The sequence below is a fragment of the Streptococcus caprae genome (assembly GCF_042649745.1).
Lineage (GTDB): Bacteria > Bacillota > Bacilli > Lactobacillales > Streptococcaceae > Streptococcus > Streptococcus caprae.
This window is the reverse complement of the sequence record NZ_JBHRZV010000050.1, coordinates 477-24,614: the sequence shown is the minus strand read 5'-3', so window position 1 is coordinate 24,614 and position 24,138 is coordinate 477. Positions and strand designations below refer to the sequence as shown.

At 43.3% G+C, this 24,138-nt stretch carries 18 protein-coding genes and 3 pseudogenes; 15 read left to right on the top strand and 6 right to left on the bottom strand.

Features of this window, described 5'->3' with window-relative positions; translation table 11 throughout:
- Window positions 1-420 precede the first annotated feature (420 nt).
- Together ACFORF_RS08085 and ACFORF_RS08080 are read right to left on the bottom strand one after the other, a co-directional pair.
- The gene (locus ACFORF_RS08085; RefSeq protein ID WP_380427147.1) at window positions 421-1,161 is read right to left on the bottom strand and encodes an amino acid ABC transporter ATP-binding protein; all 741 of its coding nucleotides are present in this window, start codon (window positions 1,159-1,161) and stop codon (window positions 421-423) included.
- 2 nt (window positions 1,162-1,163) lie between these two features.
- On the bottom strand, window positions 1,164-2,732 hold the full coding sequence (locus ACFORF_RS08080; protein ID WP_380427145.1) for an ABC transporter permease subunit: 1,569 nt from the start codon (window positions 2,730-2,732) through the stop codon (window positions 1,164-1,166).
- 235 nt (window positions 2,733-2,967) lie between these two features.
- On the opposite strand from ACFORF_RS08080, the gene ACFORF_RS08075 reads away from it, so the two are divergent.
- The 10 genes from ACFORF_RS08075 to ACFORF_RS08030 all read left to right on the top strand — a co-directional run bounded on the left by ACFORF_RS08075 (window position 2,968) and on the right by ACFORF_RS08030 (window position 14,174).
- Window positions 2,968-4,884 carry a DUF2207 family protein gene (locus tag ACFORF_RS08075; RefSeq protein WP_380427143.1) on the top strand — a complete coding sequence of 639 codons (1,917 nt, stop codon included), beginning with the start codon at window positions 2,968-2,970 and terminating at the stop codon, window positions 4,882-4,884.
- A gap of 271 nt (window positions 4,885-5,155) precedes the next feature.
- Entirely contained in the window at window positions 5,156-6,007 is an 852-nt protein-coding gene (locus ACFORF_RS08070) for an undecaprenyl-diphosphate phosphatase (protein WP_380427141.1), read from the top strand.
- A gap of 135 nt (window positions 6,008-6,142) precedes the next feature.
- Window positions 6,143-6,853: an adaptor protein MecA gene (gene mecA, locus ACFORF_RS08065; protein WP_380427139.1), complete on the top strand. Its 711-nt coding sequence runs from the start codon at window positions 6,143-6,145 to the stop codon at window positions 6,851-6,853.
- A 4-nt stretch (window positions 6,854-6,857) separates the two neighbouring features.
- Entirely contained in the window at window positions 6,858-8,018 is a 1,161-nt protein-coding gene (locus ACFORF_RS08060; protein WP_380427137.1) for a glycosyltransferase family 4 protein, read from the top strand.
- 105 nt (window positions 8,019-8,123) lie between these two features.
- A complete protein-coding gene (sufC, locus tag ACFORF_RS08055) occupies window positions 8,124-8,894 on the top strand; it encodes a Fe-S cluster assembly ATPase SufC (protein ID WP_380427135.1) in 771 nt (256 codons plus the stop codon).
- Window positions 8,895-8,978: 84 nt separating this feature from the next.
- A complete protein-coding gene (gene sufD, locus ACFORF_RS08050) occupies window positions 8,979-10,241 on the top strand; it encodes a Fe-S cluster assembly protein SufD (protein WP_380427133.1) in 1,263 nt (420 codons plus the stop codon).
- Window positions 10,242-10,278: 37 nt separating this feature from the next.
- The gene (locus tag ACFORF_RS08045) at window positions 10,279-11,505 is read left to right on the top strand and encodes a cysteine desulfurase (protein WP_380427131.1); all 1,227 of its coding nucleotides are present in this window, start codon (window positions 10,279-10,281) and stop codon (window positions 11,503-11,505) included.
- Window positions 11,492-11,941: a Fe-S cluster assembly sulfur transfer protein SufU gene (sufU, locus tag ACFORF_RS08040; protein WP_380427129.1), complete on the top strand. Its 450-nt coding sequence runs from the start codon at window positions 11,492-11,494 to the stop codon at window positions 11,939-11,941. The genes ACFORF_RS08045 and sufU overlap by 14 nt, the downstream gene beginning before the upstream one ends.
- A 61-nt stretch (window positions 11,942-12,002) precedes the next feature.
- On the top strand, window positions 12,003-13,421 hold the full coding sequence (sufB, locus tag ACFORF_RS08035) for a Fe-S cluster assembly protein SufB (RefSeq protein WP_380427127.1): 1,419 nt from the start codon (window positions 12,003-12,005) through the stop codon (window positions 13,419-13,421).
- Window positions 13,422-13,832: 411 nt separating this feature from the next.
- Window positions 13,833-14,174: a metal-sulfur cluster assembly factor gene (locus ACFORF_RS08030; protein ID WP_380427346.1), complete on the top strand. Its 342-nt coding sequence runs from the start codon at window positions 13,833-13,835 to the stop codon at window positions 14,172-14,174.
- 156 nt (window positions 14,175-14,330) lie between these two features.
- Here the strand turns inward: ACFORF_RS08030 and tnpA are convergent.
- Both tnpA and ilvD read right to left on the bottom strand, forming a co-directional pair.
- Window positions 14,331-14,791: pseudogene (gene tnpA, locus ACFORF_RS08025) on the bottom strand (IS200/IS605 family transposase).
- 298 nt (window positions 14,792-15,089) lie between these two features.
- Window positions 15,090-16,802, bottom strand: a complete 1,713-nt coding sequence (gene ilvD / locus ACFORF_RS08020; protein WP_380427125.1) for a dihydroxy-acid dehydratase — start codon at window positions 16,800-16,802, stop codon at window positions 15,090-15,092.
- Window positions 16,803-17,186: 384 nt separating this feature from the next.
- On the opposite strand from ilvD, the gene ACFORF_RS08015 reads away from it, so the two are divergent.
- The 5 genes from ACFORF_RS08015 (at window position 17,187) to ACFORF_RS07995 (ending at window position 23,662) form a co-directional block, all read left to right on the top strand.
- Complete coding sequence (locus ACFORF_RS08015; protein WP_380427124.1) at window positions 17,187-19,163, top strand: peptide ABC transporter substrate-binding protein; 1,977 nt, start codon at window positions 17,187-17,189, stop codon at window positions 19,161-19,163.
- A gap of 72 nt (window positions 19,164-19,235) precedes the next feature.
- Window positions 19,236-20,735 carry an ABC transporter permease gene (locus ACFORF_RS08010; RefSeq protein WP_380427122.1) on the top strand — a complete coding sequence of 500 codons (1,500 nt, stop codon included), beginning with the start codon at window positions 19,236-19,238 and terminating at the stop codon, window positions 20,733-20,735.
- A complete protein-coding gene (oppC, locus tag ACFORF_RS08005; protein ID WP_380427120.1) occupies window positions 20,735-21,661 on the top strand; it encodes an oligopeptide ABC transporter permease OppC in 927 nt (308 codons plus the stop codon). Before ACFORF_RS08010 ends, oppC begins: the two co-directional genes overlap by 1 nt.
- A 9-nt stretch (window positions 21,662-21,670) precedes the next feature.
- Window positions 21,671-22,723 (top strand): ABC transporter ATP-binding protein, encoded by a 1,053-nt coding sequence (locus ACFORF_RS08000; protein ID WP_380427118.1) that lies wholly within the window; start codon window positions 21,671-21,673, stop codon window positions 22,721-22,723.
- 9 nt (window positions 22,724-22,732) lie between these two features.
- Complete coding sequence (locus tag ACFORF_RS07995) at window positions 22,733-23,662, top strand: ATP-binding cassette domain-containing protein (RefSeq protein WP_380427116.1); 930 nt, start codon at window positions 22,733-22,735, stop codon at window positions 23,660-23,662.
- A 49-nt stretch (window positions 23,663-23,711) separates the two neighbouring features.
- On the opposite strand, the pseudogene ACFORF_RS07990 reads toward ACFORF_RS07995, so the two are convergent.
- Window positions 23,712-24,025, bottom strand: a pseudogene (locus tag ACFORF_RS07990) (transposase); the annotation flags it as partial.
- Window positions 24,006-24,137, bottom strand: a pseudogene (locus ACFORF_RS07985) (helix-turn-helix domain-containing protein); the annotation flags it as partial. The pseudogenes ACFORF_RS07990 and ACFORF_RS07985, both read right to left, overlap by 20 nt.
- Between the last annotated feature and the right edge of the window lies 1 nt (window position 24,138).

Here is a 24,138-nt window from a genome sequence, read left to right as displayed (position 1 = left end):
CAAAATAGTGGGATAACTCGAGGTGTTTTATGGAAAAAAGTATCTTTTTGATGTCTATTATTTTGTTCTTTGCGATTTTACCCTATGCTGTTCTAGCGATGGAAATGCTAGGGAGATTGGTGTCCTCTTGGGCCAACAAATCCTATCACATGATTGTAAGAGGATAGGATGAATAGGAAAGCAGGAAAATTATACTCTTCTAAAATCAAAATAAATGTGTTGCCCTATCGTGGTCAACTTTAGCATTTAAGATTATATATATGAATATCTACGGTCGTTCCTCGGAAAAAAAGAACCCTGACAGTTCCCTACTAGATAGTAATCTAGAGAGAACCGTCAGGGTTTTCTTGCTTTAAGGGCAACTGTGGCTGTCAAATGTAGAACGCATCTGCTCATCCTAAAATGCTGACTGTGACCTCATTATTTCAAGAAGCGTTGGAGGAATTCCTTGGTGCGGGCTTCTTGAGGGGTTTCGAAGATTTGTTGCGGTGTTCCTTGTTCCGCGATGTAGCCCTTGTCCATAAAAATGACTCGGTCGGAAACGTCTTTTGCGAATTCCATCTCATGGGTGACGATGATCATGGTCAAGCCTTCATTGGCTAGTTCCTTCATGGTTTTCAGAACTTCCCCAACCATTTCTGGGTCGAGGGCTGAAGTTGGTTCGTCAAAGAGCATGGCTTCTGGATTGACGGAGAGGGCACGCGCGATGGCCACCCGTTGTTTTTGACCACCGGACAATTGTTTTGGCTTTGCTTTCCAGTATTGCTCAGTCATTCCCACCTTGTTGAGATTTTCCTTGGCGATACTCTCAGCCTCAGAACGGTCGCGTTTGAGCACAGTCGTTTGAGCCACGATAGCATTTTCCAAGACGTTAAGGTTTTCAAAGAGGTTGAAGGATTGGAAAACCATACCGAGTTTTTCACGATATTTGGTTAGGTCATAGCCTTTCTCCAAGACATTTTCACCATGGTAGAGGATTTGTCCGTCTGTTGGTGTTTCCAAAAGGTTAATGGAGCGGAGGAAGGTTGATTTCCCTGAACCTGATGAACCGATGATGGAGATGACTTCACCCTTGTAGACGCTGAGGGAAATGTCCTTCAGAACCTCATTTTGACCGAAGGATTTTTTAAGCTGTTTGATTTCTAAAATAGGCTCTGTCATGATTAAAACTCCTTGGTTTGGATTTGGTTAGCGCCAGTAGTGTAGGTATCAGAGTCGAAACGTTTTTCAACGTAACGGAGGATACGGGTCACCGTAAAGGTTAGAATGAAGTAGATAATGGCAATAATTGTAAAGGTTTGGAAATATTGGTAGGTCTGGGTCGCAACCGTATTTCCTGAGAAATAGAGTTCGACCACGGAAATCACATTCAAGACAGAAGTGTCCTTGATGTTGATGACGAACTCATTACCAGTTGCAGGAAGGATGTTGCGGATAACCTGAGGTAAGACAATCTTACGCATGGTTTGCCCGTGGTTCATTCCCAAAGCTGTTGCCGCTTCAAATTGGCCCTTGTCAACCGCGAAAATACCACCGCGAACAATTTCACTCATGTAGGCACCGGTGTTGATGGACACGATAAAGATAGCCGCTAGGGTGCGATTGATATTGATTCCGAAGGCTTGGGCTGTTCCGTAGTAGATAACCATGGATTGAACAATCATAGGTGTGCCACGGAAAACTTCGATGTAGATGTTGAGCAACCAGCCGAAGAGTTTTTGGAAGGCTGCAGCAACTTTATTGCTTGCCTTAGGTGCGGTACGGAAAACGCCAATGGCCAGACCAATCAGGGTCCCGATGACCGTTCCCAAGATGGAAATGAGCAGGGTCATCCCTGTTCCACGAAGGAGGGATTTCCAGTTTTTCTGGATAATGGTTCCCATTTGAGCGAAGAAGTTTGGTTTAGTGGTTTCATCTTCCTCTTCCAATGGCTGAGCGTTAATCATATCATCCATCAGCTTGAGGCGGTCGTCCTCAGAGATGGTTGCAAGAACAGCATTGACTTGGGCCTTGAGATCTTCTTCACCCTTGCGGACACCGATAGCCAGAGCCGTGTCAGATTCAGAAGTGGTGAATCCCTTGGCATCGTCAAAGGCAATCATTTTCAGCTTGCTATCGGCTTTTTCAGCTGAAGTCGCGTCTGGACGTTCAGAAATATAGCCGTCAATGATGCCTGCTGAGAGGGCCTGTCGCATTTGGTTGAAGTCTCCCATGGCCGTTTCCTTGGTTGCGCCTTCGATTTGGTCGATGAGGTCATAGAGGTAGACGCCTTGTTGGGCTGTTAATTTAGCCCCTGAAAAATCAGCCAAGCTAGTCGCATCGGCATAGTCGCCGTCGGCCTGAACCACGATAACAGGATAAGACGTATAGTAGGTATCTGTAAAATCGATTTCCTGCTTACGTTCCTCGGTTGGGCTCATGCCAGCGACGATAAGGTCGATTTTACCAGAGGTCAAGGCTGGAATCAATCCAGTCCAAGAGGTTTTTACGACAAGCAATTCCTTGCCAGTTGCAGCAGCGATTTTCTTTGCAACTTGAACATCGTAACCGTTGGCGTATTGGTCAGTTCCTTCAATGGGAACGGCCCCATTACTGTCATCGTTTTGTGTCCAGTTAAAGGGAGCGTAGGCCGCTTCCATACCGACACGGAGGTAGTTATCAGCTGAGACTTGACTGGCACCACCAAAGATGATGGCCAGGGCAAGCAAACAGCTTAACCAAAGTTTTTTCATGATATTCTCCTTAAAAATTCTATCCTATCTATTTTACAAGAAAGGTAGAGCTATTGCAAATAGCATCTATTAAAAATACAGGAATCTTTCATACAAATTCTATTTTAAAACTGTTTCAAAATTTTGCGATAGGCTTTAAGAGGCAGTTGCTGTTTTTAATCCTAAAAGTTAAGGGTAGCGCTTTAATCTATCTCTCAAATGTGATAAACTAGGTGTAAGATAAAGGAGTATGCCTATGAAAAAGTATCTCGGTATGATGATTGTGTTCCTTGGTTTAATCTGGACGGTCCCTGTCCAGGCTGTAGACTACGACATTACTTCTTATGTGGGAGATTTACAACTCACAGAGGAGAATAAGGCTGTCTACACGGAGACCGTAACCTATGAATTTGACGACGATTACAATGGTCAGTATGTAACGCTAGGTGAGGCTGGAACTTTGCCACTTGGCTTTACTATTGACGGTGCTGATGTCAGTGTGAAAATCAATGGGGAGGATTCGACAGTTGGGGCTGAGACGAGCCTGTCTCGGATTACTGACGGCTATCAGTATAAAATCTATAACGGTGGTCAGGCTGGTGATGTCGTCGAAGTCCGTATTATTTGGCAGATGACCAACCTTCTCAATGTTTATCAAGACATAGCAGAGCTGCACTGGGTGCCGATTTCTGATTGGGATGAAGATTTAGGAGAGGTGACCCTGACCATTTCTGGCCTACCAGTCCAAGGTTCAGCACTCTATGCCCATACCGGGTATTTCAGAACCCAACCGAATATCAGTCGGGGAGCTGATGGGACCTATACAGTAAACTTGTCTCACCTGTCTGCTGGGCGTCCTCTAGAACTTCATGCTTCATGGCCAGTTAGCGTACTGAGTAATTCGGCCCGTTTGGATAGCTTATCAGAATACAAGGCTGCTGATTTCAAGCAGACTGAAGCTAATATTGCTAAAAATACGAAAAAGGCTAAGCAGATTTTCTATCTGATTATCCCCTTTAGCACCATGGGACTTTGCCTCTTGGCGGTCATGGTTTTTGAAGGGATGAAGAAGTTTTTCCATCGGAATTTAGCAGGAAAGGACCTTAAGGCTAGGCTTTATGAGCCACCAGGAAATCTTTCGCCGCTTGTCCTGTCTCAACAGGTCTTTGGGCTAGACGTCTTAGAAGCCAATCAAGCAGGCCTCAGTAAAAATGTCTTCTCCTTTGAAAATCTGATTCAAGCCACTATTCTTGATTTGATTGACCGAGGCAATATCACTGTTACGACTCATCATAAGACAGAGAAAAAAGAATTTCACCTGAAAGATTATGACCAATTGTCTGACTCAGAACAGGTTTTGGTTCTGATGGCCTTCAATGGCAATGTCAACAAGTCGGCTTCTGAGATTTTTGAGCAGTATCATATTGCTCCCTCTCTCTTGAACACCAAGGACAAGACTAAGGAAAGCTCAGTTCGGTCCAAGGGAAGAGAAGTCGGTAAGCAATTTGATGCCGATTTACGTCTGCTCAAGCAAACAGTTGACCAAGAATTGGAACGTGATCATGTTGGGGTGGCCTACCGACCATTGGGAATGTCAGAATGGCTTTGGCTTCTTCTGACTAACCTCTTGGCTCTTGCGCCGATTGTGGTGGTGCTCTTGTCCATGGCTTATCTAGCAACCGCCTTTAGCACTTGGTTGTGGCTTTATCCAGCTCTGCTATTGCTAGGTCTTGGAACCCTCTACTGGGTTAGTCGTCATCACTATGTGCGGGACGGTGTTTTGACCTTGGAAGGGGCTGAGGAATACTATCGCTGGCATGCTTTTAAAAATATGATTCATGATATTGGGCACATGGATAAGGTTGAACTGGAGGGGCTGGTTCTTTGGAATCGGATTTTGGTTTACGCAACCCTCTTTGGTGAAGCAGAAAAGGTCAGCCGTGCCATCAAGGTTCACAATATCCAACTACCTTCGTCAGATGTCGCTGATTTTTATGTGAATCCCTATGCTTACAGCGGTTTTTATCGGTCAACGCATGGTTTTTCACAAACTTCGCAGCTTGCCCACCAGGCTGAAAACTTTCATGTTCCTTCGTCAAGTTCAGGCTCCGGAGGTTTCTCTGGAGGTGGATTTTCCGGAGGCTTTGGTGGCGGCGGCGGTGGTGCCTTCTAATTCTTGACTAACCCCCCCCGCACGACAAGCGCATGAAAGAATTTTAGCAAGAAAATAAAGCTTTCTGTATTTCAACATTCAGGAGTTTTACAATAATACTTTTATATTTTCTAATTTCTCTATAGGAAAACCGTTGAAATTGCCTACTTTAAACTGTACCATAGTTCGGAAATAGCTGTTTCATACGTTTGGCGTGCCCCCCCGTCGATCTCCTAGCCAGTCTGGAGAAAACCTGTTATAATAAAGTCATTACTTTAGAAGAGAGCATGATATGTTATTTATTGATTTACTAAAGGCTATTATCTTTGGGATTGTTGAAGGGATTACGGAATGGTTACCCGTTTCTAGTACAGGACACTTGATTCTGGTCCAGGAATTTATCAAGTTTTCCCAGGAAAATGCTGACTTCCTTGAAATGTTCAATGTGGTTATCCAGTTGGGAGCTATTATTGCGGTTATGGTCATTTACTTTGACCGCCTAAATCCGTTCAAACCAGGGAAAACCAAGCGTGAAGTCCAGTTAACCTGGCAACTCTGGGCCAAGGTCCTCATTGCTATTTTACCGGTTATGGTACTTGGCTTGCCCTTGGATGATTGGTTTGAAGCGCACTTCCATAATTTCGTTTCTGTTGCCCTCATGCTGATTATCTACGGGGTTGTTTTCATCTGGTTAGAAAATAGGAATGCGCGTGAGGACATCCAGCCGACAGTGACTGACCTTAATAAGATGTCCTACAAAACAGCCCTCTATATCGGACTTTTCCAGGTGCTTAGCCTTATGCCTGGGACCAGTCGTTCCGGTTCGACCATCATGGGAGCCATGTTGATTGGTGTCAGCCGTCCAGTGATTACGGAATTCACCTTCTTTTTAGGAATTCCAGTTATGTTTGGCGCTAGCGGACTCAAGGTTCTTAAATTCCTGATTAGCGGAGCCAACATAAGCCTGAATCAGTTCCTGATTCTGCTTGTGGCCATGCTGACGGCCTTCATCGTCAGTCTATACGTTATCCGTTTCTTGACCGATTTCGTCAAAAAACACGATTTCAAGATTTTCGGATACTACCGCATTGCTCTAGGGGTTATCATTTTAGTCTACGCTCTGGCTAAGTTTCTTTTGGCATAGGCAATAGCAGAGCTATCTGTTAAAAATCGTTAAAAGTCAAGGCTATTTTGGTCTTGGCTTTTGCTAAGCTATAAATTGAAATCTCTTAACTTTTCTAGTATAATAGGAAGAACTACGCGTGCGAGGATACTTAATATGGAAATGAAACAAATCAGCGATACAACGCTAAAAATCACGATTAGTATGGATGACCTAGAAGAACGTGGCATGGAGCTCCGCGATTTTCTCATTCCTCAAGAAAAAACTGAAGAATTCTTCTATACGGTTATGGATGAGTTGGATTTGCCTGAGACCTTTAAAAATACAGGCATGCTCAGCTTTCGGGTGACACCGCGTCAGGACCGTATCGATGTCTTTGTGACTAAGTCAGACCTTGATCAAAACCTCAATTTTGAGGAGTTGGCGAACATGGAAGAATTAGCCCACTTATCGCCGGATGAATTTTTCAAGACTCTGGAAGAAACCATGGCCAAGCATGGAGATGTTGCGGCCCACGAACAATTGGCAGAAGTTGAGAAGGCTGAGGATTTAGCCGAGGAAGAGTTTGAACCAGCCGAGTTCGTTCACTACATTCTTGATTTTAATCGTCTTAGCGAAGTGGTGGAGTTTGCGCACTCACTTGATATTCCAGTGGAAGCTTCGGAACTCTATAAGGAATCTGAACAGTATCATCTGACTATTTTGCTTAATCTCATTGAGAAGCCTGTGTATTACGCCGATGCAATGCATGCTAGATTGTTGGAATTTGCTCAATCTGGAACAAAAACGCGAGCTTATCTGCGGGAACATGGGGTTCAGTTGATTGATAACCAGGCTATTGAGAGTCTAAAGACAGTAAGGATGTGAGACGATGGGAACATTTACCATTGAGTACGTTTTGGTGCTCATTGGGACTCTGCTAATCTCGCTAGTGCTAACACCGGTTGTACGATTTATCGCGCCAAAAATTGGTGCAGTGGATAATCCCAATGCCAGACGGATTAACAAGGTTCCGATGCCTAGTGGAGGCGGTATCGCAATTGTGATTTCCTTTACGATTGCAACCTTAATTTTGATGCCAATCGCCTTTCACGACCCCTACATGGGCCACTACTATTTTGACTACATGCTTCCAGTAGTTCTGGGGGGCTTGATTATTGCTATAACGGGGTTTGTTGATGATATCAAAGAACTTTCTGCCAAATGGAAGATGCTTGGCATTGTCCTTGGTGCCGTTGTGATTGCCCTTTTTACAGACTTTCAGTTTGATTCTTTTAAGATTCCCTTTGGAGGTCCGCTGATTGAATTCAATCCCTTCGTGACCTTTTTGGTTACAGTGATTTGGATTGTTGGGATTACCAATGCCGTCAATTTCCTGGATGGGTTAGATGGTTTGGTTTCAGGTGTTGCTATTATTAGCATGACGACTATGGGCCTCATTTCAAACTTCTTTCTCTTTGATTCAGATTATTATCTGACACTGACGATTTTTGTTTTGATTATGGCGATTGCAGGCTTTTTCCCCTACAATTACCACCCAGCCATTATTTATTTAGGGGATACGGGGTCACTTTACATTGGTTTTATGATTGCGGTCCTCTCTCTTCAAGGCTTGAAAAATGCCACAGCAGTTGCGGTTGTTTCTCCGATGATTGTTTTAGGAGTTCCGATTGTTGATACTCTTTTTGCGATTTTACGGCGTCAATTATCTGGGAAAAAATTCTATGAGCCAGATCGTATGCACTTGCACCACCGCCTTTTATCCATGGGCTTTACCCATCGCGGAGCAGTCTTAGTGGTTTATGGGATCGCTATCGTATTTTCTCTGATATCGCTCCTGCTCAACGTTTCCAGTCGTTGGGGAGGCATTCTTATGTTGCTTGGCTTTGCCTTTATGATTGAAATTTTCTTGGAAAATATCGAACTCATGGGAAAAAATCGTAAGCCTCTCATGAATACCCTTAAATTTATTGGGAATTCTAGCTATCGTCAGGAAGTCTTGGAAAATTATCAGAAGAAATCTAAAAAATAAACACATAAAAAGCCTAGGAAGGCTTTTTTTGTTATAATGATTATCGATAAGAATTGTGAGCTTGCTCGCAAGCTCTTGAAAAATAGAAATTCAGAGGAGTCTGTCATGTCAGTACTTGAAATTAAAAACTTGCACGTGTCTATCGAGGACAAGGAAATCCTGAAAGGGGTGAACTTGACTCTGAAAACAGGTGAAATCGCAGCCATCATGGGACCTAACGGGACAGGGAAATCAACCCTTTCAGCCGCTATCATGGGTAACCCTAACTATGAAGTTACAGAAGGAGAAATCCTTTTTGACGGAGAAAATATCCTTGAGTTGGAAGTTGACGAACGTGCGCGTTTGGGACTTTTCTTGGCCATGCAATACCCATCAGAAATCCCTGGGATTACCAATGCTGAATTTATCCGCGCAGCCATGAACGCTGGCAAGGAAGATGAGGAAAAAATCTCTGTCCGTGACTTCATCAAGAAATTGGACCAAAAGATGGAACTCCTTGGCATGAAGGAAGAAATGGCAGAGCGTTACCTCAACGAAGGCTTTTCAGGTGGTGAGAAAAAACGTAATGAAATCCTCCAGCTCCTCATGTTGGAGCCAACTTTTGCCTTGCTTGATGAAATCGACTCAGGCCTTGATATCGATGCCCTCAAGGTCGTGTCTAAAGGGGTTAACGAAATGCGTGGTGAAGGCTTTGGTGCTATGATCATCACCCACTACCAACGTCTCCTCAACTACATCACTCCAGACGTGGTCCACGTGATGATGGAAGGCCGTGTCGTTCTTTCTGGTGGTCCAGAATTGGCACAACGCTTGGAAAAAGAAGGCTATGCAAAACTTGCTGAAGAGCTCGGCTATGAGTACAGCGAAGAAGTCTAAGAGATGCCAAGGCTAGAGAGTCTCTATAGACCTTCTGGCAACCTCATTACACGAAAGAATATTTGAAAAGGAGTAAGCATCACTATGACAAAAGAAGCCATTTTAGCTTTTTCGCAGGCCAAGGCTGAGCCTGTCTGGTTGCAAGACCGTCGCCAGGCTGCCTATGATGCCATTGACCAATTGCCCTTGCCGACCATTGAACGGGTGAAATTCCACCGTTGGGCGATTATGGATAATACCATCGCAGAAGACGAGACAGTTGCAAATGTCCCAGATTTTACAGCCCTTGGAGACAATCCCAAGCTGGTTCAAGTGGGAAAACAGACCGTGCTTGAGCAACTGCCAGCAGAACTCATCGAACAAGGAGTCGTTTTCACAGACCTACCGACCGCGCTTGAAACCATTCCAGAAGTGGTTGAAAAGCATTTTGGGACAGCTCTTTCCTTTGACGAGGATAAGTTTGCGGCCCACCATACCGCCTTTTTCAACAGCGCAGCAGTCCTCTACATCCCTGACAATGTTGAAGTTGACCAACCGGTTGAAGGAATTTTCCTTCAGGACCGAGCTAGCAGTACGGCCTTTAACAAGCATGTCTTGATTATTGCTGGTCGTAACACCAAGTTTTCTTACTTGGAACGTTTTGAAACCATCGGTGAGGGAGATGCTAAAGCCAGCGCCAATATCACGGTTGAAGTCATTGCCCAGGCTGGTAGTCAGATTAAGTTCTCGGCCATTGACCGTTTGGGTGACAATGTTACAACCTATATCAGTCGTCGGGCCCGCATTGGCAACGATGCTTCTGTAGATTGGGCTATCGGGGTTATGAATGAAGGCAATGTCGTTGCAGACTTTGACAGTGACCTTATTGGTAACGGTAGCCATGCCAACTTAAAAGTTGTCGCAGCATCTTCTGGACGACAAGTTCAAGGGGTTGATACGCGCGTGACCAACTATGGGAATAACTCAGTTGGACACATTCTACAACATGGGGTTATCTTAGAACGTGGAACCTTGACCTTCAACGGAATTGGTCATATTATCAAGGGGGCCAAGGGTGCCGATGCCCAGCAAGAAAGCCGTGTTCTCATGCTTTCTGACAAGGCGCGTTCAGATGCCAACCCAATTCTTCTTATCGATGAAAACGAAGTGACAGCTGGACACGCAGCCTCTATCGGTCAGGTTGACCCAGAGGATATGTACTACCTCATGAGCCGTGGAATTGACAAGGAAACAGCAGAACGCTTGGTCATTCGTGGCTTCTTGGGAGCTGTTATCACAGAAATTCCTGTTGCCTCTGTCCGTGAAGAAATGATTGCAGAGCTGGATAAAAAATTAGACAAACGTTAGGCCGTCTTGCATGCACGGCTAGTGGAAAGGAGTGCCCATGCTAGATGCTCAGAAAATCCGCCAGGACTTCCCAATCTTGGATCAACTGGTTCACGATGAGAACTTGGTTTACCTAGACAATGCAGCGACGACCCAAAAGCCTCGCTCGGTTTTGGAAACCATCGAGCGCTACTATCGTGAGGATAATGCTAATGTCCATCGCGGGGTGCATACCCTAGCTGAGCGAGCGACAGCCCAGTACGAGGCTAGCCGTGAAAAGCTCCGCCATTTCCTCAATGCCAAATCAACCAAGGAAATCCTCTTTACCCGAGGGACAACGACGGGACTTAACTGGGTGGCTCACTTTGCAGAACAAACCCTCCAGCCGGATGACGAGGTCCTGATCTCAGTCATGGAGCACCACTCCAATATCATTCCTTGGCAGCAGGCCTGTCAAAAAACGGGTGCTAAGCTCGTCTATGCCTACCTAAAGGATGGTCAGTTGAATCTAGATGATCTCAAGAGCAAATTGACAACTAAGACCAAGTTCGTCAGCCTTGCCCACATCTCTAACATTTTGGGTTGCATCACGCCTGTTAAGGAAATAGTAGAGCTGGCCCACGAAGTTGGAGCCTATATGGTTGTTGACGGTGCCCAGTCGGCACCCCACATGGCCATTGATGTTCAAGAGTTGAACTGTGATTTCTTTACCCTGTCTGGTCATAAGATGTTGGGGCCAACGGGAATAGGCGTTCTCTATGGTAAGGAAGACCTACTCAATCTCATGAATCCCTTTGAATTTGGGGGAGAAATGATTGACTTCGTCTATGAACAAGAAGCAACATGGAAAGAGTTGCCCTGGAAATTTGAAGCAGGGACTCCAAACATCGCTGGGGCTATCGCCATGGGAGCAGCTATCGATTACCTAGAAACAGTCGGAATGGACGCCATCCAGGCCCATGAGGATGAGTTAGTAGCCTATGTCTTGCCAAAATTGCAGGCCATTCCTGGTTTGACCATTTACGGTCCACAGAATCCAGCAGAGCATGCGGGAGTTATTGCCTTTAACCTAGATGGTGTTCACCCACATGATTTGGCGACTGCCCTGGATTATCTGGGTGTTGCTGTTCGGGCCGGTCACCATTGTGCCCAGCCCTTGATTACCCATCTGGGGATCCACTCGGCAGCACGGGCTAGCTTTTACCTTTATAATACCAAGGAGGACTGTGACCGTTTGGTTGAGGCCCTGCTTGAGACAAAGGAGTATTTCAATGGCGCTTTCTAGATTAGATAGTCTTTATATGGCGGTTGTGGCGGATCACTCTAAGAGTCCCCATCATCATGGGGTTCTAGAGGGAGTTGAAGCCCTCCAGCTTAACAATCCAACCTGCGGGGATGTCATTGCCTTGACGGTCAAGTTTCAGGATGACATTATTGAGGATATCGCCTTTGCGGGTGAGGGTTGTACCATATCGACGGCCTCGTCCAGCATGATGACTGATAGTGTGATTGGTAAAAGTAAAGCAGAAGCCCTGGAGTTAGCGGAACTTTTTTCCCAGATGGTCCAAGGCCAGTCCAATCCTGACCAGGAAAAGCTAGGCGAGGCAGAACTCATGGCCGGGGTCTCAAAATTTCCTCAGCGTATCAAGTGTGCTACCCTTTCCTGGAATGCCCTCAAAAAGGCCATTGAAAGAGATAATGAGCAAGTCCGAGGGCTTTAGGCAGTAAGCCCAGGTATACAATAAGCTCTGCTATGTTACAAATGAATAAGAAAGGGACATTATGTCTGAAACAAATGAAAAAGTAGAACCCAAGCCAATTGAGCTTGAGGAGTACAAGTACGGCTTCCACGATGACTATACACCGATCTTCTCGACAGGTCGCGGAATCAGTGAAGATGTAGTCCGTGCCATGTCTAAGGAAAAAGGCGAACCAGAATGGATGCTGGAATTCCGTCTCAAATCACTGGAAACCTTCAACAAAATGCCTATGCAAGACTGGGGGCCAGACTTGTCTGGTATCAACTTTGATGATTTGATTTACTATCAAAAGCCATCAGATAAGCCGGCTCGTAGTTGGGATGAGGTTCCTGACAAAATCAAGGAAACCTTTGAACGCTTGGGTATTCCAGAAGCAGAACGTGCTTATTTGGCGGGAGCCTCTGCCCAATATGAGTCAGAAGTGGTCTACCACAATATGAAGGAAGAGTACGACAAGCTCGGTATTATCTTTACCGATACGGATACAGCCCTCAAGGAATATCCAGACTTGTTCCGCGAGTACTTTGCTAAGCTGGTCCCACCAACGGACAATAAATTAGCAGCTCTGAACTCAGCCTTCTGGTCAGGAGGAACCTTCATCTACGTACCAAAAGGTGTCAAAGTTGACATTCCCCTCCAAGCCTACTTCCGTATTAATAACGAAGCGACTGCTCAGTTTGAGCGTACGCTTATTATCGTAGACGAAGGAGCAAGCGTCCACTACGTTGAAGGGTGTACAGCGCCGACCTATTCGACAGCTAGTCTTCACGCAGCTATCGTAGAGATTTTCTCTCTCGAGGGTGCCTATATGCGTTATTCCACTATCCAAAACTGGTCGGACAACGTCTATAACCTGGTAACCAAACGTGCAACAGCCAAGAAGAATGCAACTGTTGAATGGATCGATGGCAACCTTGGTGCAGAAGTAACTATGAAGTATCCATCAGTTATTTTGGACGGTGAAGGTGCTCGCGGGACCATGCTGTCTATCGCCTTTGCCAATAAAGGTCAACGCCAGGATACAGGTGCTAAGATGATTCACAATGCACCGCATACGTCATCTTCTATCGTATCTAAATCAATTGCCCGTAATGGCGGTGAAGTGAACTACCGTGGGCAGGTAACTTTTAATAAGGATTCTAAAAAATCGGTCAGCCACATCGAATGTGATACCATCCTGATGGACGATATCTCCAAGTCTGACACCATTCCTTTCAACGAAATCCACAACTCACAAGTTGCCTTAGAACACGAAGCCAAAGTCTCTAAAATCTCAGAGGAGCAACTCTACTACCTCATGAGCCGTGGACTTTCTGAACAAGAAGCGACAGAAATGATCGTCATGGGATTTGTTGAACCATTTACCAAAGAACTCCCAATGGAATACGCCGTCGAACTTAACCGCTTGATTGCTTATGAGATGGAGGGGAGCGTAGGCTAATTTGTGTAGCGCCTAATCGCTTTTTAGCGATTAGGTGCACACAAATGCCTAACGATCTCGGGAAATAAGAGGAAGTGATAGCTTTCTTCTCATCAATGAGCAATCAGTAAGCCATAAAGCTTGCTGGTGCCACTAGTCTACCGACTGAAGTGGGAAATCGGGAAAGTCTTCAGACTTTCTTCTGCTAACGCTCTCGGTGGATAGGGAAACGTCCAATCTTTCTCCTATCTCACTTATGTGTTAGATTAACGAAATTATCACCTCTCAAAGGGGTGATTTTTTATTTCTATTTCTGTTGCAAAAAGAAACTGTTTTCAAAAAGTCAGAAAATTCTTTATTCTTCTTGTCAAAGTATTGAGTTTATGAGAAAATAGGACCTAGTAGTTTTGAAAAGAGGAAATTTGAATGAGTATGCGCGATGATATTGTCATCAACGACCGAGCTTTAGCCTTGTCAGACCAGTTGATTGAAACCTTTGAAACCATTATTGATCCAGAGATTGAGTTGGACATGTATAACCTTGGTCTTATTTACGAACTCAATTTGGATGAAAACGGACATATGTTTATCCTTATGACTTTTACGGATACCAACTGTGGATGTGCTGACACCATGCCAGTTGAAGTAGCAGATAAGCTCAAGCAAATTGACGGCATTGAGTCAGTTGATGTACAGGTGACCTATTCTCCTGTTTGGAAGATGACCCGCATCAGCCGCTACGGCCGAATTTTCCTGGGGATTTCGCCACGGTAAAACCTTTATGGAGCAATCATGACCACCCGTCAAACGGGTGGTTTGAATAAGGGCTATAAGCCCACGACACCAGCCAGCGCCTATGCTGCTCTCTTTCACTTTGTTCAAGCCTAACCGCTTTTGACTCGTCACTCGCCTCTTAAAGAGGCGTTAGTATTACTTGCCATTATCCCTAAAGGGATCTTCGTATTCTTTCACACTCAATTTATCAAGTGCGATATCATGTTAATTCGCCTTCTTATTTCTAAGCTCATGAAGAAATCATCCACTGGATAATTTCCTTGCTCCTGTATCTATTTTTTAATTGTGGCTTCGTTAAGTCCTACTGTGCTCACATAATATCCCTCAGCCCAAAAATGGCGATTGCCAAATTTATATTTCAAGTTGGCGTGTTTATCAAACATCATAAGAGCACTCTTACCTTTTAAATAGCCCATGAAACTGGAAACGCTGATTCTTGGTGGAATACTAACTAGCATGTGAACATGATCTGGCATTAAATGTCCTTCTATAATTTCAACACCTTTATAGCTACATAAACGGCGGAATATCTCTCCTAAACTGCTTCGATATTGATTATAGATGACTTTTCGTCTATACTTAGGGCTGAACACAATGTGATATTTACATTTCCACTTTGTGTGTGATAAACTATGTGCTTTTTGAGCCCCTCAACTTTTTTATTTTTAGGTTTCGGCAAAAATCATCCACTGGATAATTTTTCTCCTCCTTTCGCTCTACAATAGGCTTGAACACCTTTATTGTATCGCGTTTGGAGTTTTTTGGTATAACCTGCGATGCGCACCCGCATAGCGGGTGGTTTATTGGTCACGCACCTGCGGAGCGTGACGGACTTAAAGTCACATAATAAAAAAACAAGTTTAGCCAATCAGCTCAACTTGTTTTTGTTTGTGTCTATTTGCCTGAATCATCACGGTTCCAGAAATCTGTAACAGCTCCCTTGGCAGCTGAGGAGACGATGTGGGCGTATTTACCCAGTACCCCACGGCTATAAAGTGGTGGGAGGACTGTCTCAGCCTTGCGGCGTTCGATTTCTTCGTCGGAGACGTGCATGGTGATTTCTTTGGTATCTTGGTCAACCGTTACCATATCGCCGGTGTGGAGGTAGGCAATCGGTCCACCGTCCTGGGCTTCAGGTGCGATGTGTCCGACAACCAGACCGTAAGTACCACCAGAGAAACGGCCGTCTGTCAGGAGGGCAACCTTGTCGCCTTGTCCCTTACCGACAATCATAGAAGACAGAGAAAGCATCTCGGGCATACCAGGACCGCCTTTGGGGCCAACGAAGCGGACAACGACTACGTCGCCATCAACGATTTCATCGGTCAGCACGGCTTCGATGGCTTCTTCCTCTGAGTCAAAGACCTTAGCAGGTCCTGTGTGGTTGCGGACCTTCACCCCAGATACCTTGGCAACGGCACCGTCAGGAGCCAGGTTCCCCTTGAGGATGATGAGCGGGCCGTCCGCCCGTTTTGGATTTTCAAGTGGCATGATGACCTTCTGACCAGGCGTCAAGTCTGGGAATTCTGCCAAGTTTTCTGCCACGGTCTTACCAGTACAGGTGATACGGTCGCCATGCAAGAAGCCGTTGGCAAGTAAGTATTTCATCACGGCAGGAACGCCTCCGACCTCGTAAAGGTCTTGGAAGACGTACTGTCCAGATGGTTTCAAGTCCGCCAAGTGAGGCACTTTTTCTTGGATGACGTTGAAGTCGTCCAAGGTCAATTCAACGTTGGCAGCATGGGCCATGGCCAGCAAGTGCAGAGTTGCATTGGTTGATCCACCGAGGGCCATCGTTACTGTAATGGCATCTTCAAAGGCTTCACGGGTCATGATGTCAGATGGCTTGATACCCAATTCCAACATGCGAACAATAGCGCGTCCAGCTTCTTCGATGTCATCGAGTTTGTCTTTAGACTCAGCAGGGTGAGAAGAAGAACCTGGCAAGCTCAAGCCAATCACTTCGATGGCTGTTGCCATAGTATTGGCAGTGTACATCCCACCACATCCACCAGGGCCAGGGCAGGCATTGCACTCAATCTCACGGACTTCTTCTTCGGTCAGGTCACCGTTGTTCCACTTCCCGATTCCTTCAAAGACAGAAACCAGGTCGATGTTTTTCCCGTTGAGGTTGCCAGGGGCAATGGTACCACCGTAAGCAAAGATGGCAGGGATGTCCATGTTGGCCATGGCAATGGCAGAGCCTGGCATGTTTTTGTCACAGCCACCGATAGCGATGAAGGCATCCACATTGTGTCCGCCCATAGCTGCCTCGATCGAGTCTGCGATGATGTCACGAGAAGTCAAGGAGAAACGCATCCCCTGTGTTCCCATGGCAATCCCGTCTGCAACGGTGATGGTCCCGTATTGAACCGGCCAACCACCAGCGTCTGTGATGCCTTCCTTGGCCAGTTTTCCAAGGTCGTGCAGGTGGATATTACACGGTGTGTTTTCTGCCCAGGTGGAGATAACCCCGATAATCGGCTTTTCAAAACTGTCGTCGGTCATCCCTGTCGCACGCAACATGGCACGGTTGGGTGATTTAACCATGCTGTCATAGACAGATGAGCGATGACGCAGGGCTTTTAATTGTTCTTTGTCAGCCATAAGCTTGTCCTCTTTCTTAGAATCACTATTGATAGAATCATTATACCATAAAAAGTTGAAGAACTTCCTATAAAATTGTTTTTATCAGACAATTTCGAAAACTTTGAAAAACTGTTTTTCTCTCTCACTCTACCGGAGATGCCTATTTTAAAAACAATGTAATTTAGAATCGTTCTACTTTTCAGAGAAATATGTGATTGAAAAAGAAAAAACGATAATTTTTTAAAGGGGCAAAAAACTTGAAATATCAGTGAAATTCACCCCAATTAGAGGATTAGACAAAATTTTCAGAAAAAAACGTTTTCCTTTAAGGTTAGTTTATGCTATAATAGTTCCTATAGACTTTTAGTCTGTTGAAAAAGAAAAAAATCGAGGTGCTTTTTTATGAATAAAAAGACAAAATGGTTTGCTGCGGCAGCAGTTACACTTCTCTCAGCAAGCGTTCTCGCTGCCTGTGGTTCTTCAAGTAGCTCATCAAGTTCAGCGACATCTAAATACACTTATGTGTATACTTCAGATCCAGAAACGTTGGACTATACGATATCTAACAAGTCTACAACTGGGGAAGTAGTTGCCAACTTGGAAGATGGCCTTCTTGAAAATGATGAGTATGGCAATCTTGTTCCATCATTGGCTGAAGACTGGAAAGTTTCTGCAGATGGCTTGACTTACACTTATACTATCCGCGATGATGCAAAATGGTATACAGTTGATGGCGAAGAATATGGTGACATTACAGCAGAAGACTTCGTAACAGGTCTTAAACATGCTGCAGATGGCAAATCTGAAGCCCTCTATTTGGTTCAAGGTTCAATCGTTGGATTGGATGATTATGTTAGTGGTAAAACAAGCGATTTCTCAACTGTAGGTGTAAAAGCAGTTGACGAAAAAACTGTTCAATATACTCTGAAACAAGCTGAAAGCTACTGGAATTCAAAAATGACTATGGGTATTATGTTCCCAGTTAATGCTGAGTTTCTTGCTTCTAAAGGTGAAGATTACGGGTCTGTATCACCTGATTCTATCCTTTATTCAGGTCCATACCTCTTGTCTGCCTTGACAAGTAAATCTCAAATGGTCTTCGCGAAAAATGAAAATTATTGGGATGCTGACAATGTAAGTATTGAAGAAGTGGCATTGACTTACTTTGATGGTTCAGATCCAGATGCTTTAATTAATGGATTTGCAGATGGAACCTATACTGGTGCTCGTGTTTACCCAACATCTGCTAACTATTCTTCAATCAAAAAAGAGTTTGGTGATAATATCTACTACGGCCCACAAAACGGTACAATCTACTATGCTGCGTTGAACTTGAACCGTACAACTTACGGACATACTTCAAAAACAAGTGATGAGCAAAAAACATCAACTCAAAAAGCATTGAGAAATAAAGACTTCCGTCAAGCTCTTAACTTTGCGATTGACCGTAATGCTTATACATCACAAAACGTTGGTGAAGATGCATCAAGTGGTGTCATCCGTAACATGCTTGTGCCTCCAACATTTGTAAGTGCTGGTGAAAAATCATTTGGTGACTTAGTGACGGCTAATCTTGCTTCATATGGTTCTGAATGGTCTGATGTAAACTTGTCAGATGCACAAGATGGTCTTTACAATGTAGATAAGGCTAAAGAACAATTGGCTGCTGCTAAATCAACACTTCAAGCAGATGGTGTTCAATTCCCAATTCATATTGATATGCCTGTACTTCAAAACAGTGAAATTCAAGTACAATCAGCTCAATCAATGAAGCAAACGATTGAAGCGTCACTTGGAACAGATAACGTAGTCATTGATCTTCAAATGCTTGACGAAGATACTTACATGAACGTTACTTACTATGCAGAAGCTGCGGCTCAAAACGACTTCGACCTTTCAACTGCTACCGGTTGGGGACCTGACTATAATGACCCATCAACATACCTTGATATCTTTAAGTATTCTGATGGTGCATCCCTCCACCAAATCGGTCTTGATCCGTCTGAAACAGCATCTGATGTTGCCAAAGAAGTGGGCTTGGTTGAGTACGAAGAATTGGTGAAATCAGCTAACGCTATTACAACAGATATTAATGCCCGCTATGAAGCTTATGCAAAAGCTGCGGCATACTTGGCTGATCAATCTTATGTATTGCCAACCTACACTCGTGGTGGTACACCAACCGTTTCTAAAGCTAAACCATTCTCAGGTTCATTTGCTTGGGCTGGTATCAAAGGTTCTGAATCATTTAAGTACATCGATCTTCAAGAAGATACTGTAACTAAGAAAGAATATGATGCAGCCTACAAAGAATGGCAAGAAGCGAAAGCAAAATCTAACGCAGAATACCAAGAATCATTGGCAGATCACGTTGAATAATCTATAAAGAACTGTTCCAAGAGAGCTTTCTCTGCAATATTGAGAGAGTTCTTTTGGATTTTGGAGGAAAGAATGAAAAGATACATTTTCAACCGTGTCTTAAGATCATTAGTGTCCATTTTTTTGGTTACGACCTTGATTTATGCTATAATTTTTGCGCTCGTTCCGAGACATAAAATTTTCAATCAAGACTCTAACTATAGTAAAATGGCCGCCAAGCCTGATCAAAAAACGGATTACGAAAATACAGTCTATGAAAACATGGGCTATATCGACTATTTGAACGCAAAAGAGTTGCAAAAAGGGGCATCTGAGTCTGATTCAAGTGTAACTGTTGAGGTTACCGATGCCAATAAGGCGATTTACGAGAAATATGTTAAATCACTCGGTAATGGATGGACGTTAAAGCAATTGCCAGAAAGCAAGACTTTTTATGCAACGCGTGAGATTCCGCTTTATGAACGTATCTTTGATTTCTACTCACATCTTATTCAGATTGATCATCCATGGAAAATTAAGGATAAGGAAAATCCAGACTTAGAGCGGTACGTTCGTATTGAAAACGATCCGTCTATCGGATGGTCAGTGGTCGGTTCAGGAACAAAGCATAAGTACTTGTTGTATTTCAACGGTAGTTTCCCTTATATTCATCAAAATTTCGTGACGTTGAACCTTGGGAACTCTTATCCAACGTACCAAGGGTATTCAGTTCTTCAAGTTATTACTCAAGGACAAGGTAAAACTGAATCTAAGGAAGTTACTTTCCCAACTGGGGTCACTAAAAATAGTTCTATCAATATCTATAGTCGAACATACAAAAACCCAAATAGTCTAGATGCACAAACCATTGCAAACTTTGGTAAGGGAGATGCCTACACTGCAACAACCAACAATTATAAAGACCCATCGATGCTCTTTAGTTCATCTGTAGTAGGGCTTGTAGGTGTCATTTTATCTTATTTGATTGGTATCCCACTTGGAGTTTACATGGCTCGGTTTAAGGACACATGGTTTGATTCTCTTGGGACAATGGGAATGACCTTCATGTTGGCCGTGCCAAGTATTGCAACAATCTATGTGATTCGTTTCTTGACTGGTCTGATTGGATGGCCAGATGCATTCCCTACCCTCGGGGCAGATGATTGGCGCTCTTATGCAGGTCCTGCTCTTGTACTTGCAGTTTTGGGTATTCCTGGACTTGCTGTTTGGGTACGTCGTTATCTCATCGATCAGCAGTTGAGCGATTATGTTCGTTTCGCCCGTGCAAAAGGGTTATCTGAAAAAGAAATTTCCAACAATCACATTTTTAAAAACTCAATGGTTCCTATTGTTGCGAACATTCCAGGAGCTATCGTAGGAGTTATTGTTGGAGCAACATTGACAGAAAAAATCTATGCTTTCCCAGGTATGGGTAAAACATTGATTGATGGAATCCAAGCTTCTAATAATAATATGGTTGTTGGATTAAGCTTTATTTTCTCAGCTCTTGGAATTTTAGCTGTAATGCTTGGTGACATCTTGATGACTGTCCTTGACCCACGAATTAAACTTGCAACGAAAGGAGGCAAATAATGTCAACTCTTGATAAAACAAAATTTAGCTTTGTTGAGCGGGATGACTTCGCCTCCGAGGTCATTGACGCACCGTCTTATTCTTATTGGCATTCCGTGTTGCGGCAGTTTTTTAGAAAACGTTCGACAAAGGTATTTCTTGTTATTTTGCTTGTTATCATTGCGATGAGTTTTATCTATCCAATGTTTTCTGATTATGATTTCAACGATGTAAGCAATATCAACGATTTTTCAAAGCGTTATAACTCTCCTAACCTTCAATATTGGTTTGGTACTGATAAAAACGGTCATTCTCTTTTTGATGGCGTTTGGTTCGGTGCCCGTAATTCTATCCTGATTTCATTTATTGCAACTTTTATTAACATTTCAATTGGTGTTATTGTTGGTGGAATTTGGGGCGTTTCTAAGTCAATTGACCGTATTATGATTGAAATTTATAATATTATTTCAAACATCCCGTCAATGTTGACAATTATCGTTTTGACTTATGCTTTAGGATCTGGGTTCTGGCAATTAATCTTTGCGATGACTGTTACCGGTTGGGTTGGTGTTGCCTTCTTTATCCGTCAACAAATCATGCGTTATCGTGACTTAGAATACAACTTAGCAAGTCAAACTTTGGGGACTCCTACATCTAAGATTGTTGTTAAAAACTTGTTGCCTCAGTTAGTCTCAGTAATTGTTACTCAAATTTCTCAAATGCTTCCAGCCTATGTTTCCTACGAAGCTTTTCTGTCGGCATTTGGTCTAGGTTTACCGTATACGACACCAAGTTTGGGACGGTTGATTTCAAACTATGCTACTAACATCACAACGAATGCCTATCTATTTTGGATTCCGTTGGCAACGATTGTTTTAGTGTCTTTATCCTTGTATATTGTTGGACAAAATTTGGCGGATGCTAGTGATCCAAGGACGCATAGATAGGAGTTTAATATGACAGAAACAAAAAATGTAATATTAGAAGCTAAAAATGTTGTCGTTGAATTCGATGTTCGCGATCGTGTGCTAACAGCAATTCGTGATGTATCTCTTCAACTTGTTGAAGGTGAAGTTTTGGCTCTTGTTGGTGAGTCTGGTTCAGGTAAGTCAGTGTTAACTCGTGCCTTTACTGGAATGTTAGAATCAAATGGGCGTGTTGCTCAAGGTTCTATTAACTACCGTGGTCAAGAACTGACGGAATTGACAAAGAATGAAGACTGGACATCGATTCGTGGATCAAAAATCGCAACGATTTTCCAAGATCCAATGACAAGTTTAGACCCGATTGTTACGATTGGTAAGCAAATTACTGAGGTTATCATCAAACATCAAGGGAAATCAGCCAAAGAAGCTAAAGAGATGGCAATTGACTATATGAAAAAAGTCGGGATTCCTGAAGCTGAAAAACGGTTTAATGAGTATCCGTTCCAATATTCAGGTGGGATGCGTCAACGTATCGTTATTGCGATTGCCTTGGCTTGTCGTCCAGATATCCTAATTTGTGATGAACCAACAACTGCTTTAGACGTTACCATTCAGGCCCAGATTATTAATCTTTTGAAATCTTTGCAAAAAGAGTATGGGTTTACGACTATTTTTATTACCCATGACCTTGGAGTTGTAGCAAGTATTGCAGACAAGGTGGCGGTAATGTATGCTGGTGAGATTATCGAGTTTGGTCAGGTAGAGGAAGTTTTCTATGATCCTCGTCACCCATACACATGGTCTCTACTTTCGAGTTTGCCACAATTGGCGGACGCTAACGGACAATTGTTCTCTATTCCGGGGACACCTCCATCACTCTACACAAAAATTCCAGGTGATGCATTTGCAATGAGGTCCGATTATGCGATGCAAATTGATTTCGAAGAACATCCCCCTATTTTTTCAGTTACAGATACTCACTGGGCAAAAACTTGGCTTTTGCATCCTGATGCACCAAAAGTTGAAAAACCAGAGGTGATTCGTGACCTTCATGAAAAAATAAAAACTACATTGACACATTAGGAGAAGGAAATGACTGAAAAATTAGTAGAAATTAAAGATTTAGAAATTTCCTTTGGTGAAGGTAAAAAACGTTTTGTTGCGGTAAAAAATGCAAACTTTTTCATTAACAAAGGTGAAACGTTCTCTCTTGTAGGTGAGTCTGGTTCGGGAAAAACTACTATTGGTCGTGCCATTATTGGCCTCAATGATACAAGTGGAGGAGACATCCTTTACAAGGGTGAGAAAATCAATGGCAAAGTTACACGTGAAAAGCACCGTGAGATAATCAGTAAGATTCAAATGATTTTCCAAGATCCTGCGGCTAGTCTGAATGAACGTGCAACGGTCGACTATATTATTTCTGAAGGTCTTTATAATTTTAAATTATTTGATAATGAAGAAGATCGTAAGGAAAAAGTTAAAAAAATGATAGGTGAAGTTGGGCTTTTGCCAGAACATTTGACACGTTATCCTCATGAGTTTTCTGGTGGTCAGCGTCAACGTATTGGAATCGCTCGTGCTTTAGTCATGGAACCTGAACTTGTCATTGCTGATGAACCGATTTCTGCATTGGATGTGTCTGTTCGTGCGCAGGTTCTAAACTTGCTGAAAGAATTTCAACGCGACTTAGGTCTTACCTATTTATTCATCGCTCATGATTTGTCAGTGGTTCGCTTTATATCTGATCGTATTGCGGTTATTCATAAAGGTGTCATTGTTGAAGTTGCAGAGACTGAAGAACTTTTCACAAATCCAATTCATCCTTATACACAATCGCTTTTATCAGCAGTGCCAATTCCAGATCCGATTTTGGAACGGCAAAAGCAACTCCTTGTTTATGATGCTAATCAACATGATTATAGTATTGATAAACCAGAAATGCATGAGATTACACCAGGTCACTTTGTTTGGGCCAATACTACAGAGCTTGCTGAATACAAAAATAAATTATCTAATTGAAATTTTAAATAATTTATTAATTCCATAAAGCATTAGTTTAGGCTCATTGTCAACTGTAGTGGGTTGACTTATAGCTAACATATGGAGAGAACAAAGATGTTCTCTCCTTTTTAATGTTCAAAGCGATCAGAATCCGTTTTTCAAAGTTTTCATCTTCCGAAGGCCAAAAGCATTTCGCTTAATGACCTTGATGAGATTGTTTGTCGCCTCTAGTTTGGCGTTTGAGTAAGGGAGCTCTAAGGCATTGATAACCTTGTCCCTGTCTTTTTTAAAGGTTTTAAAGATCGTCTGAAAAATAGGATTCACATTCGGGAGTGTCTCGTGTATCAGGTCAAAGAAATGCTCGGCCTGTTTCTCTTGAAATAGTAGACTTGTGAACACCTAGTTTATTAGCAATCTGGCAAGGTTTTAACCCTAATTCCAAATAAGTCTCTATCTTTATTCTCTCAGTTATGGTAAGATGTAAGTAGCTCATA